Source organism: Sulfurospirillum sp. 1612, assembly GCF_036556685.1.
Taxonomy (GTDB): Bacteria; Campylobacterota; Campylobacteria; order Campylobacterales; family Sulfurospirillaceae; genus JAADIZ01.
Window position 1 is genome coordinate 1,687,890 of the sequence record NZ_CP140614.1, and the last position, 13,690, is coordinate 1,701,579.

General features: G+C 36.8%; 13 protein-coding genes. 6 read left to right on the top strand and 7 right to left on the bottom strand.

The features are described 5' to 3' along the window. Positions 1–85 precede the first annotated feature (85 nt). Positions 86–985 (top strand): LysR family transcriptional regulator, encoded by a 900-nt coding sequence (locus tag SFB89_RS08385; protein ID WP_331774237.1) that lies wholly within the window; start codon positions 86–88, stop codon positions 983–985. Here the strand turns inward: SFB89_RS08385 and SFB89_RS08390 are convergent, their stop codons facing one another. Both SFB89_RS08390 and SFB89_RS08395 read right to left on the bottom strand, forming a co-directional pair. Then, positions 986–1,438, bottom strand: coding sequence for a hypothetical protein (locus tag SFB89_RS08390; RefSeq protein ID WP_331774238.1), 453 nt, complete (start codon positions 1,436–1,438; stop codon positions 986–988). An 86-nt stretch (positions 1,439–1,524) separates the two neighbouring features. Further along, the gene (locus SFB89_RS08395) at positions 1,525–2,400 is read right to left on the bottom strand and encodes an aspartate carbamoyltransferase catalytic subunit (RefSeq protein WP_331774239.1); all 876 of its coding nucleotides are present in this window, start codon (positions 2,398–2,400) and stop codon (positions 1,525–1,527) included. Between the two features lie 84 nt (positions 2,401–2,484). Between SFB89_RS08395 and SFB89_RS08400 the strand changes: the two genes are divergently transcribed. From SFB89_RS08400 to SFB89_RS08420, 5 genes are all read left to right on the top strand, one after another. Further along, the gene (locus SFB89_RS08400; RefSeq protein ID WP_331774240.1) at positions 2,485–3,873 is read left to right on the top strand and encodes a phospholipase D-like domain-containing protein; all 1,389 of its coding nucleotides are present in this window, start codon (positions 2,485–2,487) and stop codon (positions 3,871–3,873) included. After that, complete coding sequence (locus SFB89_RS08405; protein ID WP_331774241.1) at positions 3,873–4,613, top strand: endonuclease/exonuclease/phosphatase family protein; 741 nt, start codon at positions 3,873–3,875, stop codon at positions 4,611–4,613. Before SFB89_RS08400 ends, SFB89_RS08405 begins: the two co-directional genes overlap by 1 nt. A 50-nt stretch (positions 4,614–4,663) precedes the next feature. Next, positions 4,664–5,173: a glycine zipper 2TM domain-containing protein gene (locus SFB89_RS08410; protein WP_331774242.1), complete on the top strand. Its 510-nt coding sequence runs from the start codon at positions 4,664–4,666 to the stop codon at positions 5,171–5,173. Between the two features lie 163 nt (positions 5,174–5,336). After that, complete coding sequence (locus SFB89_RS08415; RefSeq protein WP_331774243.1) at positions 5,337–5,786, top strand: glycine zipper 2TM domain-containing protein; 450 nt, start codon at positions 5,337–5,339, stop codon at positions 5,784–5,786. A gap of 107 nt (positions 5,787–5,893) precedes the next feature. Beyond that, on the top strand, positions 5,894–8,995 hold the full coding sequence (locus SFB89_RS08420) for an efflux RND transporter permease subunit (protein WP_331774244.1): 3,102 nt from the start codon (positions 5,894–5,896) through the stop codon (positions 8,993–8,995). A 135-nt stretch (positions 8,996–9,130) separates the two neighbouring features. On the opposite strand, the gene SFB89_RS08425 is transcribed toward SFB89_RS08420, so the two are convergent. From SFB89_RS08425 to SFB89_RS08445, 5 genes are read right to left on the bottom strand one after another with little or no spacing between them, the layout of a single operon-like run. Next, positions 9,131–10,654 (bottom strand): BatD family protein, encoded by a 1,524-nt coding sequence (locus SFB89_RS08425; protein WP_331774245.1) that lies wholly within the window; start codon positions 10,652–10,654, stop codon positions 9,131–9,133. Continuing rightward, positions 10,635–11,456 (bottom strand): tetratricopeptide repeat protein, encoded by an 822-nt coding sequence (locus tag SFB89_RS08430; protein WP_331774246.1) that lies wholly within the window; start codon positions 11,454–11,456, stop codon positions 10,635–10,637. The genes SFB89_RS08425 and SFB89_RS08430 overlap by 20 nt, the downstream gene beginning before the upstream one ends. Next, positions 11,453–12,418, bottom strand: a complete 966-nt coding sequence (locus SFB89_RS08435) for a vWA domain-containing protein (protein WP_331774247.1) — start codon at positions 12,416–12,418, stop codon at positions 11,453–11,455. The genes SFB89_RS08430 and SFB89_RS08435 overlap by 4 nt, the downstream gene beginning before the upstream one ends. Then, on the bottom strand, positions 12,415–13,311 hold the full coding sequence (locus tag SFB89_RS08440; protein WP_331774248.1) for a vWA domain-containing protein: 897 nt from the start codon (positions 13,309–13,311) through the stop codon (positions 12,415–12,417). The genes SFB89_RS08435 and SFB89_RS08440 overlap by 4 nt, the downstream gene beginning before the upstream one ends. Continuing rightward, the gene (locus tag SFB89_RS08445; RefSeq protein WP_331774249.1) at positions 13,312–13,689 is read right to left on the bottom strand and encodes a hypothetical protein; all 378 of its coding nucleotides are present in this window, start codon (positions 13,687–13,689) and stop codon (positions 13,312–13,314) included. It lies immediately after the preceding gene. Between the last annotated feature and the right edge of the window lies 1 nt (position 13,690).

The window sequence follows — 13,690 nt, forward strand, 5'->3', positions numbered from 1 at the left end:
ACCTACAAATAGCTATTGTATATACCATCAATTTTAGTTATAATTTAAAAATATAATAAATTGTAGTTATCATTAAGGAGAATATATGCTAAAAGATTTTACAAAACTCGAGACTTTTTTGACTGTAGTAAGAGAGAAAAGTTTCTCTAAAGCTTCAAAAAAATTAGGCATCAGTCAGCCTGCTGTTACGCAACAAATAAAATTATTGGAAGATTATATTGAAGACAAAATCGTGGATAGAAAAAAGAATGGTATCCGACTCACCAAAACGGGAGAAGAGTTGCACAAAATAGCCATCAAACTTGAAAAAGCCATCAATACCTCTGAAAAAGATATGATTAAGCTCATTGATAAAGATATCGCATTTATCATTGGAGCTTCTTTTATGATTGGAAATTACATTCTCCCGAACTTTTTCAACAAACTCCAAGAAGAAATCAAACGCGAAATCATGCTAAAAATCGATGATTCTGAAGAAATTACTGAAGAATTAATGGACAAAAAAGTAGATCTTGCTATCTTGGAAGCGCCTGTTTTTCGTGAAGATATCATCTTTAGAGAGTGGCTTGAAGATGAATTGTTTATCGTCAGTAAATCTCCCATTCCAAAAGTCGTCAAACCTGAAGATTTAGTCAGTTTTAGATGGATTTGTCGTGAAGAAAACTCTCACACACGCAAGATAGTCCAAGAGGCCTTTGATGCGATGGGTATTGATTGTAAATCTTTTGACATGAAAAGCGTCGTCACCAGTTCAACGGCGGTCAAGCAAATGATTCTCAAAACTGAAGTTGATGAAATCCCAACTGTCTCTATTATCTCCAAGCATATTATCAAAGATGAATTAGAAAGTGGTGAACTCTATTGCGCAAGAATCAAAGGTTACAAATTGGCACGCATTCTCTATATTGCCTACCTAAAAGACAGAAAACACGATGCTACAATCGATTCCATTGTCTCATTTTTGATGAATCGTAAAAGAGTATAATTATTTCTTGAATAATTTTTTATTTTCGGGGTTGGATAATAAGGCTTCCATAGATTTTTTGACCCCCGCTTGTTTTTCTATCTCTTCTTTTTCAAAAGATGGGATAGAGAGATTGATTAAAATGGGAGTTTCTTCTACCAAAATTTGAAGAATACTCAGCAAAGGTACCGAGACAAAAGAGCCAAAATTATGGGCACCAAAGCCTGCTTCAAAGACAATCTTTTCATCATCTAAAACCGTACTTTCAAAGGTATATCCCGCAATCACAAAAAGTGTAATTGGCTTAAAACTCCGCATAATCTCTTCAGGTAGTGGGGGGTCAAAGTTTACTTTTTCAATATTTAATAAAATCGAGAAGCTGATGCCTTTTGTCAAAAGATAATCAATGGTATCTTGTACATGAACTCTCATAATATCACAATATTCTTCATCACCTAACATCTCTTTAAGCATACACACTCCTATCTTTTCTTCTTTTTTGGGATGTACTCAATTTTTTATTATAGCCAATTTTCACAAATTCCCCTCATGCACTCTGATTATTTGGTGATGAGACTCTCTAATACGGCCATTCTCACAGCCACTCCATTTTTGACTTGTTCTAAGACTTTGCATCTTGGATCTTTCATCATGATATCATCAATATCCACATTCCTATGAACCGGTCCGGGATGCAATAGTAAAATATCACGGGTTCCTAATAACTCTTTGGTAATACAAAAATCCTCGGCATAATCTTTCAATGATGCATAAATTTGGTTCGTATGGCGTTCGGTTTGTGTTCTGAGGCTCATGATAATATCCACATCATCAATCACATCAGCAATCTTATGAGAAACACGCAAGTTTGTCTTGGGCAAAAAATGAGGTGGCGCGACTAAAATCACTTCTAATCCGGCGCGACTTAAGAGCTCAATATTACTATTAGCAACGCGTGAATTTTTGATATCTCCCACGATAGCAATTCGCTTGCCCGCAATATCATCATGAAAATGTTGTCGTATTGTAAAAAAATCTAGCAGGGCTTGTGTTGGATGCGCATGCGATCCATCCCCACCATTAATAATGGGACAATTGACATGCTTGGATAAGATATGAGGCACCCCTGCACTTTTATGTCGCACGACAATCGCATCTGGACCCATAGCATCTAGATTTGCAGCCGTATCAAAGAGGGTTTCACCCTTGCTTGAAGAGCTGTGTGAGACATCCAGACTCACCACACTCGCACCCAATCGCTTGGCCGCAATTTCAAAACTACTTCTTGTCCGTGTCGAGTTTTCGAAAAATATCGTAATAATCATGCGTCCTTGCAGAATATCGCGTTGCTTATTATCTAAAAACTCAGCGGCCCTAACAAAAAGGGTATCCACCTCTTGGAGCGTAAAATCTTGTGTATTTATCAGATGTTTCAAAAGCTCATCCCTCAATATTTTTTGTAATTTTATCAGATTTTCTTTTGAATAAGTGTAAAATATAAAAAAACTTTGGGGGAATATTTGAATTTTGACCTCACGCACATCATTTTATACCACAGTCTCATCGTTTTAGGTGAATTTATCATTATGTTTACTTTTGTACATATGATTTACAAGAGAAGATCTCCGGTGAGTATGATTGCCTGGTTTTTATTTATGATTTTATTGCCTTATGTGGCGGTAGTACTCTATTTTATCTTTGGTTTTAGAAAACGAAAAAGCCAATACCTCAAAAGACCCATATCGCTCAAAGAACAAACGTATCAGCAACACCATATCAACCCCATCTGTGATATTTTGAAAAGCTACAGTATCGCAGATGTCAGTATGCACGAACACTTTCGTCTCAGCAGCGATGCTCAAAAATCCTATGAATGGCTCATCGAACAAATCCATCAAGCACAAACGTCCATCTACTTCTCAACTTATGTCCTAAAATACGATTATGTCACAAAAAGAATCTTTGATGCTTTGATTCAAAAAGCCAATGCGGGAGTAAGCATCAAAATTCTAGCTGATACGCTAGGGTCTTGGCAACTCTATTTTTCGCCTTATCGACGCAAAAAACTCCAACGTGCGGGTATTGAGATTCGATTTTTTATGCCCATTTTTCAGATGCCCTTTCGCAACTACATTAATCTGAGAAATCATCGTAAAATCTACCTTTTTGACAATCACAAAGTCATCAGCGGCGGCATCAATCTGGCAAGTGAGTATATTGGCTATGATGCCAATGTCTCACGCTGGGAAGATATGCTTTTTATGGTCGAGGGGCAATCTGTGGCACGTTATTTTGAGATTTTTACCTCTGATTGGTATTATGCAACAAAAGAGCAACTAGTATTTCAACCACCCGATACAAAAGGCAAAGGGCACACCGCACTGCAAGTCGTCCCCTCCGGTCCAGATATGGAACATGATGTTTTGTATGAAGCATTGCTTAGTGCGATTTACAGCGCGACAACACGAATTTGGATTGTCACGCCTTATTTTGTACCGGATGCTTCGATTTTACAAGCACTCATCATCGCGCAGCACAAAGGCATCGATGTCAAACTCATCACGCCAAAACAGTCCAATCACGTCCTTGCAGACCTCGCGCGAAATTCTTATATACATGAATTGGAGGAATCGGGCATCGAAGTGGCCTTACATCATGGCGTTATGCTCCATGCCAAAGCTATTTTATTTGATGATGATAGCGTGATGCTAGGGAGTGTAAATTTGGATAATCGTAGCCTTTTTCTTAATTATGAAATCGCGACGTTTATCTACTCAAAAGATATTATTGAAGAGATAAAAACATGGATGCGCACATTATTGAGCGATTCATCACGTGACACCAAGGAGATATCATCAATCATGAAAATCTTAGAAAATGCGATGCGTATCGTCGCGCCCCAGTTATAATGTTCAAGCCAAATACCCAAATCCAGTGTATCAAAACACACCAGAATCCACCCAAAGATAATTTGGTGATGCTCTGCTGGAATGTCGCAAAACTCACCAATAAGGAGACGTTTACAACCTACTTAGATAGCATTATCAAAGAAAAAAATGTCGATATTTTGCTCTTTCAAGAATTCAAAAAAAGTGTCACCAAAGAGTTGCAAATGGGAGGTTTTTCTTATATTTTAGCCCCCAATATGCAAACTAAAAAAAATATTTTTGGTGTGTTGAGTGCCTTTAAAATTGACTGCAACACCATGCTAACACTCCTTAGCAAAAAACGTGAGTTGCATTATCTTACGCACAAAAGTGCTCTGATTACTCGCCACACTCTTGATGACTCCCATCAACTTCTAATTGCCAATATCCATGCGGTGAATTTTGTCAAAAATCGTGATTTCTTTGATGAAATGAATCAGATCAAAGAGGCCATTTACACCCATCAGGGTCCGATGATAATAGCCGGAGATTTTAACACTTGGAACAAAAAAAGGATGCAATTTTTAAAGATGATGATTCAGGAGTTATCACTCAAAGAAATTCTTCCCCAAGATAATCATTTTAGAAAGAAATTTTTCAAGCATCCACTCGATCATGTTTTCTATCGAGGCTTTGATGTGATGATGGCACAAGTTTTGAATAGTAGAAAAATTTCAGACCATAATCCGCTCTTGGTGACATTTAAAAATACAATTTGTTAAGAAAAACATAGTAGAATGAGCTAGAAGAAATAATTTTTAGGAGGAATATTATGAAAAAAATCTTATTTTTCACTTTGGTGGTCGCCTCTGTAACATCTTTGTTTGCAGAATCGTTCTCATACGAACAACATGTTCGCGTCATCAAAAGTACCCCAGAATATCGAACTGTTACGGTTAGAACCCCCTATCAAGAGTGTTGGGATGAACAAGTACCCGTGACAACCAATAGTGGTGGTAGCAATGATAATGTTGGTGCTTTGATCGGTGGGGTTGCCGGTGGTATTTTAGGTCATCAAGTCGGTGGTGGCAGTGGCAAAACAGCAGCCACAGTCGGAGGTGCGATTATCGGAACATTGGTGGGTAAAAACTTGTCTAACAATCAAAACGTACAAACCACTTCCTATCAAAATCAAAGACGATGTGTCACGCGATATAAAGAATCGACATCCAATAAATTTATCGGTTATCGAAATATTGCAAAATATAAAAACCAAACTATTGTTAAATTTAGCAATTCTCCATTAAAAACCATCAGAGTTCACATCAACGTCTCTTACTAAAAAATTAAAAAAACATACACCCTCACAATAAATTCACCCCTGTTATAGAGTAGAAAGACTCAAGCAGGGGTATGCTTGAAATATTTTTCTCCAAATATAGCGCTTCACAATCAATTCACGTTTAAATCATATCATTTCATAAATCAAATATAAGGAGTCGAAAATGAAAAAGGTACTTTTAATCATCTGTCTGACATTTGGAATGGCACAAGCAGATTCATGGAATCATCAAAACAAAAAAGCAGGATATAACACACAAAGGACGACGGTTGTCACCAAAACAATCTATGTCAAGCAAAACAGACAGCACATGAACCGAACCCAAGAAGTAAACCGTGTTCGTTATGTCACACAAAATCATCAAAATAATCGTGCCGTTGGTGCCGTTTTAGGTGGTGTTGTCGGTGGTATTATCGGAAATCAAATCGGAGGAGGCAGCGGCAATACTGTCGCCACTGTTGGTGGTGCTATCATCGGTACTGTCGTGGGTTCTAACCTTGCAAAAAACCACACAACACAGCGCGTTGTCTACTATAAAACAAGACCAACCCATCAATATAAAAGAGTCGCATCTGTGTCTCATGATAGATTTCACAGAAGAACTCATCGATAATCCCTATAACATCTCAGAAATTCTTTTGTAGGATTTCTGAGCCCCTTTATCAACACATTAACAAATATTTGATAAAATCATACATCTTACTTTTTCAAGGTATATGAATGAAAAAAATCATAAAATTCTTCCTAGACAATTCTCGGATGAATTACACTTTCTTTGTACTTATTTTGGCACTGGGTGTCTATTCTTACACCAAAATCCCAAAAGAAATATTTCCAACTTTTGATCTTGATAAGATTATGGTGAGAGGCAGCTACAGTGGAACCTCCATCAATATTTTAGATAAAATCGCTGTCAAAGATATTGAAGATGCTATCAAAGGTATCGAAGGTATTGATGACATGAATTCTGTCATTGTCCCGGGCTCTTTTTCTATCACACTTGATCTTTTAAAGGGATATGACAAATACAATATCGCCAATCAAATCAAAGATGCCATCAGCGATATTAGTCAAAATTTTCCAAGTGATATGAATGACCCCAAAGTGGTTGTCCTTAACACATCACGCAGTCTGCTCACGCTTGCAGTCTCTTCAGATAAAATTCCACGCGCCCAACTTAAAAAATTTGTCAAAGATTTAAGAACCAAAATTCTCAATGTCAAAGATATCTCTGATGTGACGATTTATGGGGATTCTGATATGTATTATGATGTTAAAGTGAACGAAAAAAAGCTGGATGCATTAGGAATCAATAAAACAACATTTTTCACCGCCCTCTCAAATATCTCCTATATCTATCCGATAGGAAAAATCGAAGGAACGGGGCAGCATTTTTATATCTCAACTTATAATGGTGCCAAAAATGCAAAAGAGATGGAAAAATCGATTATTAAAGTAGGTAATAAAACAATCTATCTCAGCGATGTCGCGACGGTAGAAAAGCGTTATGAAGATGCCACGACTCTTGCGACCATCGACACCCGCCCCTCTTTCAATCTCGCAATCACACAGATTGATGGCGGAAATGCGCTCAATGCAACAAAGAATATCGAAGCCATGCTCAAACCGATACGAGCCAAAAATAAAGAGATAAGCTTTCAAATCACGCGAGATGGCAGTAAAATTATCCGAGATCGTCTCAATATCGTAGTATCAAATATCCTCTTTAGTATGATTCTTGTCACCCTCTTACTGGCTATCTTGATCAATAGTAAGATGGCTTTTATCGTGGGACTTGGTATTCCAACCTCTATTATTATGGCGGTTGTCTATTTTCATTTCTTTGGTTACACTATCAATATGATCTCACTCATTGGGGTATTACTCGCCCTTGGGATTTTAGTGGATGATGCGATTGTTGTGGCTGAAAGTATTCAGCAGTACGTTGAAAAAGGTTATTCCACGTATGAGGCAGCGCTCACGGGAGCCTCTGATGTGGCTAAGCCCGTTATCATGGCATCGGTGACGACACTGTTTTCATTCATCCCGGTGTTGATGCTCTCTGGTACCATGGGAGAATTTATGAAATTGATTCCCATTGCTGTGTCTGCTTTATTGGTCGCCTCATTGGTTGAATCTTTTATTTTCTTACCCCTTCATGCATCACACATACTCAATGCCAAATCCAAAGTACTCTCATGGGACAAACTAAACAAACTCTATAATTATATTATTCACAAATTGATGACGTTCCGCAAAACATTCCTCTTTTTATTTTTGATTATCGTACCCGTTTTGACAGTATTGGGTATCAAACAGGCACGATTTCAAATGTTTCCGAAATTTGACTCTACTTTGATGACAATCTCTATGAAAGCAGACATCAATACCCCTATTGAGGAGACCTATAAAAAAGTCAATGCAATCGCACGAATTTTAAATCAAAACAAGAAAAAATTTGATATAGAATCCATCACAACCGTCGCAGGACATCGTACCAACGCAGAAGGAGGCGGAGAAACCTACCCTTATGTTGCCAATATTAATTTAGAACTCTACAAAATCAAACCAACGGATTTCGTGAACAAATTTGTCACCCCATATTTGAGTCTTTATTATGATAAAAGTGGACGAATACGTACCCAATCATCACAAGAAATTGCCAAAGAAATACGTCAATTTTTGAAAAAAGAAGGATTCAAAAAGAAATTAAAACTCGATGAATTATTTGTAGCAGAAAGACGTGCTGGTCCAGTAAAATCAGATATTAAAATCGGTATCATCTCCAATAAAGTCAAAGAGACACGATATGCCATCACGCAGATCAAAGAGGCCTTGAAAAAATTAAAAGGTATCAAATCTATCTCCGATGATGCAAAAAGTGGTATCGATGAGATAAAATTGAAGCTCAACTCTTATGGCGAAGAGCTAGGGCTCAGTGAGAAATCACTAGGGTCCATACTGTCTGACTTTTTTCTAGAACGCAAAATCAGCACCGCACTTGATTCTACGGATTTATTAGAAATCAAAACTCAAAGTATTGACAAAAATAATCTCCAAGCATTAAAAGATATGCTTATTCCGCTGGGAGATGGTAGAAAAGTGATGTTGCACCAAATCGTGGATTTTAATATTGTTAAATCGTTTGAAAAAGTCAATAAGAATTTTGGTGAAACAACCTTTTATGTTTATGCCAATGTCGATCCGAAGATTCTCACCGCATCTGAAGCCATTGAGAAAATCAAACCAGTCTTGAACACACTGCAAGAAAAAGGAATTCATCTACGATTATTGGGGGAACAAGAAAAAAGTGCTGAACTCAAAACCGATATGCTCAGCGCTACCTTTGTAGCTATTTTATTGATTTTGCTCAGTCTCTTGTATCTTTTTAACTCCTTTAAAGATACATTTATCATTGCTTCAGTGATTCCATTCTCATTTTTAGGCGTCATTATCGGGCATCAGATTATGGGCCTTAATCTTAGTATGCCTTCCATCATCGGCGCCCTTGGTCTTGCGGGTGTGGTCATCAATGACGGTATTTTAATGTTGACATACTTGCGCAAAACCAAAACATTGGATGAGTTTTTTGTCGAATCTTCAAAACGCTTAAGACCAATATTTTTGACCTCCATTACAACGCTTTTGGGTCTATCGACTTTGATTTTCTTTCCAACAGGTCAAGCGGTCATCTTCCAACCACTAGCCGTATCATTAGGCTTTGGATTGGGTTGGGGAACCTTCTTAAATCTCTTGTATGTACCAACACTTTATGCGGTATTGCACAAAAAACGTTACGAAAAAGAGTTGGCACAATATTAAGAAAGAGAAGATGTGGATTTCATGGTTAATGCTTGCAAAATTTTTCAAGGGGTCTACTCTTAAAGCGATACGATATCAAGAATCTAAAATTTAAGCTCACGCGCATCGTTCGTATGCGATGCGCGTGATTTGGTATCAGTCAAGATTCAAAAAGTGTTCGATAATCTCTTTTTTGGAGATTTTATGTTCACCACCACCATAAAGATTTTCTTCAAGTTTTTCTACAATTTGATTGATATAGACATCTGCTTTATCCACGCCTAAGAGCACATCAAAGAGTTCTTTATCCCCCTTAGCTTTTTTGATTTTTTTAATAAGAGGGGTTTCTTGTTGGTTTGAATCATGACGTTTCAAGCGAAGCACCAAGAGCGTACCTCCGATTCCAATCAAAAGTCCTGCCACAAAATACCAATATTTCAGCATATAATTTTCTGTGTTCATAACGGGTGCGGGGTTCACTTTTGAAGTGTTCGTTGTTGCGACTTCTGCCCCTGATGCTTTATGGATTTTTGGTGGTGGTGTCGTAATCGTGCTGCCCCCTTTGACCGTGATAGAAATCGGTCGGGTCGTCTTGGTCACAGCTAACTTTTTGTCTTTATCAAAATAACTAAATTTTAGTGCAGGTATCACAAAATCTTTATCCGCTATAAGCGCGATTTTTTGAGTGAATACTCCACCGTACTCTCCTGCTTTAAAACTCGATTTCAAAGAGGGTTCATCTGAATATTCCACGACATTTGGCAAATTGATAGCAAATTTTTTGATATCATCAATATTGCCAACTCCTGTAATCTTGATAGTCATATTCACAGGCTTATTGGCCACTGTTGTCGTTTTATCCACGCTGGCTTTGATATGAAAGGCCCCATAGACTTCTAAGTTATTTGGAAGGGGCTTGACATTGATGCTGAGTTGATTGGAAAAAATCTTTCTCCATTGAATTTGAGAGTTAAAGGCATTAAAAAACGGATCATTAAAAAAGCTTCCTCGACTTCCATTGGAGCGAGCTACCTTGCCGATATTTGCGACAACTGGGTCTATCGTAAAAGTTCCACTTTTTTGCGGGAATAAGAGATAATGATAGGTTTGAGTGATGCGATCACCATTCATACTTTGTGTTGGATTCGCATCTTTTTTCACCCAAAAATCCTCAGCTTTTGGTTCACTCACCGAAATTTTATCGATATTGGCATTTAATTTGTATTGAATTTTGACATCCAATCTCACCGGTTGTCCCACATATACTTTTGTGTGATCAGCCACAATGTGCACCGAATAAGCATCCCCGGGCTTTGAAGCGCTCGGCTTTACGACATTGACTTGTATCGGATTGGTTTCAAAAGTCTTTCCATCACTTTGTACTTTGAACGAAGGAATCGTGAAACTTTTCGTTGGTGCAATCGTATAAGACTTAGAGATGACACTCTTATAATCACCGTTGATGATATTCACGCGTTGTGATGATGAGACACCAAGGATAGTATTGCCACCAATATCTCTGATGTCTGGAAATTTTGGATTTTTTCCATCGATACTAATAGTATAGTTTAGATTATCTCCTGCATAAACAGCACTTTTATCGACGGTGGCCTTCACCCCGGCAAACAGTGGCAATGCCAATAAAAATATTACAAATATTTTACCAAGGATTTGTTTCATGATGCAAATCTCCTTTTGATTTTAATGGAAGCATAAGAGTATTAACGCCTCTGTTATTTAACATTTTTTGATATTTTCGCTCTTCCATATCACTGATTGGAGGAGCTTTTTTTATACTGCCTTGCGCTTGTTTTTTGCGCTGTTTTTTAGACTCAGGTGTACTTTTTTTCGCATCTTTATTCTGAGTTTTTTTCTGATTTTTATTGTGTTGCTCTTGGCTTTTGTTCTGTTGGTCTTTTTTCCTTTGGTCATTTTTGTTTTGATTGTTTTTATTTTGCTTATTTTGTTGATTCTTTTGATTTTGCTGATTTTTCTGATCATTTTTATTCTGTTTATTTTGCTGATTTTTACTGTTTTGCTTCTTGTCGTTTTTCTTGTTCTTTTGGTTTTTATTTTGTTTTTTTTGTTGCTCTTTTTTCTGTTTTTTCAGCAAATCCAGATTGTATTGGGTATCTTTATCTTTTTTGATTTTGAGTGCTGCTTCATAGCTTTTGATGGCATCATCAATCTTGCCAAGATGTGCATACGTATTACCTAAATTGTGCAATTTTTTGAATTCAAGCTTTTTATCTGTAATTTTTTCATACGATTCAAGTGCTTTTTTGTACTGCTTACTCTTATAGTAACTGTTTGCCAAATCATATCTTCCCCCTGCTTTATTTTCTAGCTTTTTATAGCTTTGAATCGCAGCTTTATAATCTTTGTTTTCATAACTTGTATGCGCCTTATTGACATCTAAAAAATCAAAAATTCCCGCATGCAACAAGGCCATCGTACCTAATAGTAATAAAACACCCCTCATCTTCGCCTCCGATTAATCGAAAAAATACTCAAGAAAAACAATAAAATAGCCACACCCAAAGGGTAATAAAACAACTCTTTTTTATCCACTATCTCTGTCTCTTTGGTGCCAATTGCCTTAAATTGAGATTTGATGGCATCACTCAGTGTCGTCATATCATGAGAAGAGAGCGAATCACGCAAATACGCCCCTCCGGTTTGAAGTGCTAGAGATTCAATATTTTTGTTGATTTTCACGACGACAATATTGCCATTTTTGTCTTTGAGAACGCCTTGTGGCGTCTTGATAACGCCTCCTTTTTCTGTTCCAATATTATAAATAAAGACAACAATATGATGGGCTTTGGCATACGCGATCTCTTTATCAAATCTCTTTTTATCACCACCATCTGTGAAAATCAAAAAGGCTTTTTTCTCTTCATTGCCATACAAATTTTGTGCCGCCTCAAGCGCGCTTAGGATATCTGTCCCACGAAGGCTGATATTGTCCATCCCCATATTTTTTACCAAAAATTCTAAGGAATTATAATCTTCACTCAAAGGAGCGACCAAAAAAGCACGTGAACTAAATGCGAGTACCCCTACTTTTGCATTTTTTAGATTTTTTAATAGCGCATCGAACTTCTGTTTTGCAAAAGCAAGGCGGTTTGGATAGATATCATTGGCAAACATTGAATTTGAGATATCAAATCCAACGACGAGATTAATAAAACTCGATTTGACCTTGACTTCGCCATTATTGATATAGGGTCTTGTGAGTGCTACAATCATAAAAAACAACGACAGTATCATCATGATATTTCGCATTTTTTTGCTCAAGCCTCGATTTTTGACACGGATTTTTTGTAGTACTTCTGCGGAAAAAATCATCTCCAAAGCATTTTTATTGCGTTTTAAAAAATAAAACAAAGGCAAGAGCAACAAAGCACCCCATAAATAATTCAAATGTTCGAATTCTATCATAGTGATTCCTTATTTCTCATGAGTAATAGTACCAACATCAAGCCCAATGCCCCAGCCAAAGGATAGGCAAATAAGTAACGTTTTTTCATGTATTTATTAGCTTTAATTTGGCTTTTTTCCAAGCGATTAATAGTGTCATATATGGCTTGTAGTTTATTCACGCTGTTGGCTTCAAAAAACTTTCCGCCACTCTTTTGTGCAATCTCATGCAAAATATTTGGGTCATAATCACCGGGATTTCCAATCCCTACAGTATAGACTTTGATGCCATATTTTTGTACGGTTTTAATGGCTACAGAGAGGGGAATTGTATTGACATTATTCATCCCATCAGTGAGTAGGATTGCTATTTTTTTCTTGGCATGAGAATGTTTAAAAAGATTCGAACTCAAAAAGAGTGCTTCATACAATGCGGTGGCCTGACTCCCGGCAACGCCGACATTTAATCGTGACAGTAATCTTTTGATACTCTCTTTATCATAAGTCAAAGGCACCGCTACATAGGCAAAATCACCAAAAATACTCAATCCAATCTTATCATGAACCCTTTTGTCTAAAAAGTTTCCGACAATCTGTTTGACAATGCCAAACTTGTTGTTTTCCGCCATCGAGCCACTCGCATCTAATATCAATGATATCTCATATCCTTTATCATTTTGGATACTGATTTCATCTTGTTTAATCGGTGATGCTAATGCGGTGCTTAATAACAATACAATTAAAAATTTGAGAATATTTTCTAGAAAAAGAGTTTTCTTGGCGGCTTTTTTCATAAACTTGATTGTAGGGAAAAAGAGCGCATCATTTTTTTGTTTGCAAAAAATTTGACATACAATAAAAACCAAAATAATCACAAAAGCAAGAGGATACTCAAATATGACTTGATTCAACATCTAATGTAACCTCCCAATAAAATCTTGGATCTCTTTTTTTAGTGCATCATCGAGCATCGGCACCTCTTTTTTGTATTTAAAACGTTCTAGTTTTTTTACTAATTCATTGTACTTGGCTTCATTTTTTTCATTCACAAAATAGATACTATTTAAACAAAATAGATAGGCTACTTCTTTTTGATTTTCAAAATTTATGTTTTTAAGTTTTTTTAAAGCTAATGCTTTGGCTGTGGGTTTTTTTCTTCTTCTCGGTTGCAAATACCAATATATCGCTAACCCTATTAATATCAAAATCACAACACAAAGTGCAATCAAATAGTAAAGAGAATAATCCGTAATAGCTACAATTCCCTTGATATCTCGTAGTTTTTCTGTCATA

What these genes read in the sequence shown, in the direction of transcription:
- SFB89_RS08385 (WP_331774237.1), top strand. Translation starts at nt 86, where the DNA reads ATGCTAAAAGATTTTACAAAACTCGAGACTTTTTTGACTGTAGTAAGA.
- SFB89_RS08390 (WP_331774238.1), bottom strand. Translation starts at nt 1,438, where the DNA reads ATGCTTAAAGAGATGTTAGGTGATGAAGAATATTGTGATATTATGAGA.
- SFB89_RS08405 (WP_331774241.1), top strand. Translation starts at nt 3,873, where the DNA reads ATGTTCAAGCCAAATACCCAAATCCAGTGTATCAAAACACACCAGAAT.
- SFB89_RS08410 (WP_331774242.1), top strand. Translation starts at nt 4,664, where the DNA reads ATGAAAAAAATCTTATTTTTCACTTTGGTGGTCGCCTCTGTAACATCT.
- SFB89_RS08415 (WP_331774243.1), top strand. Translation starts at nt 5,337, where the DNA reads ATGAAAAAGGTACTTTTAATCATCTGTCTGACATTTGGAATGGCACAA.
- SFB89_RS08420 (WP_331774244.1), top strand. Translation starts at nt 5,894, where the DNA reads ATGAAAAAAATCATAAAATTCTTCCTAGACAATTCTCGGATGAATTAC.
- SFB89_RS08425 (WP_331774245.1), bottom strand. Translation starts at nt 10,654, where the DNA reads ATGAAACAAATCCTTGGTAAAATATTTGTAATATTTTTATTGGCATTG.
- SFB89_RS08430 (WP_331774246.1), bottom strand. Translation starts at nt 11,456, where the DNA reads ATGAGGGGTGTTTTATTACTATTAGGTACGATGGCCTTGTTGCATGCG.
- SFB89_RS08435 (WP_331774247.1), bottom strand. Translation starts at nt 12,418, where the DNA reads ATGATAGAATTCGAACATTTGAATTATTTATGGGGTGCTTTGTTGCTC.
- SFB89_RS08440 (WP_331774248.1), bottom strand. Translation starts at nt 13,311, where the DNA reads ATGTTGAATCAAGTCATATTTGAGTATCCTCTTGCTTTTGTGATTATT.
- SFB89_RS08445 (WP_331774249.1), bottom strand. Translation starts at nt 13,689, where the DNA reads ATGACAGAAAAACTACGAGATATCAAGGGAATTGTAGCTATTACGGAT.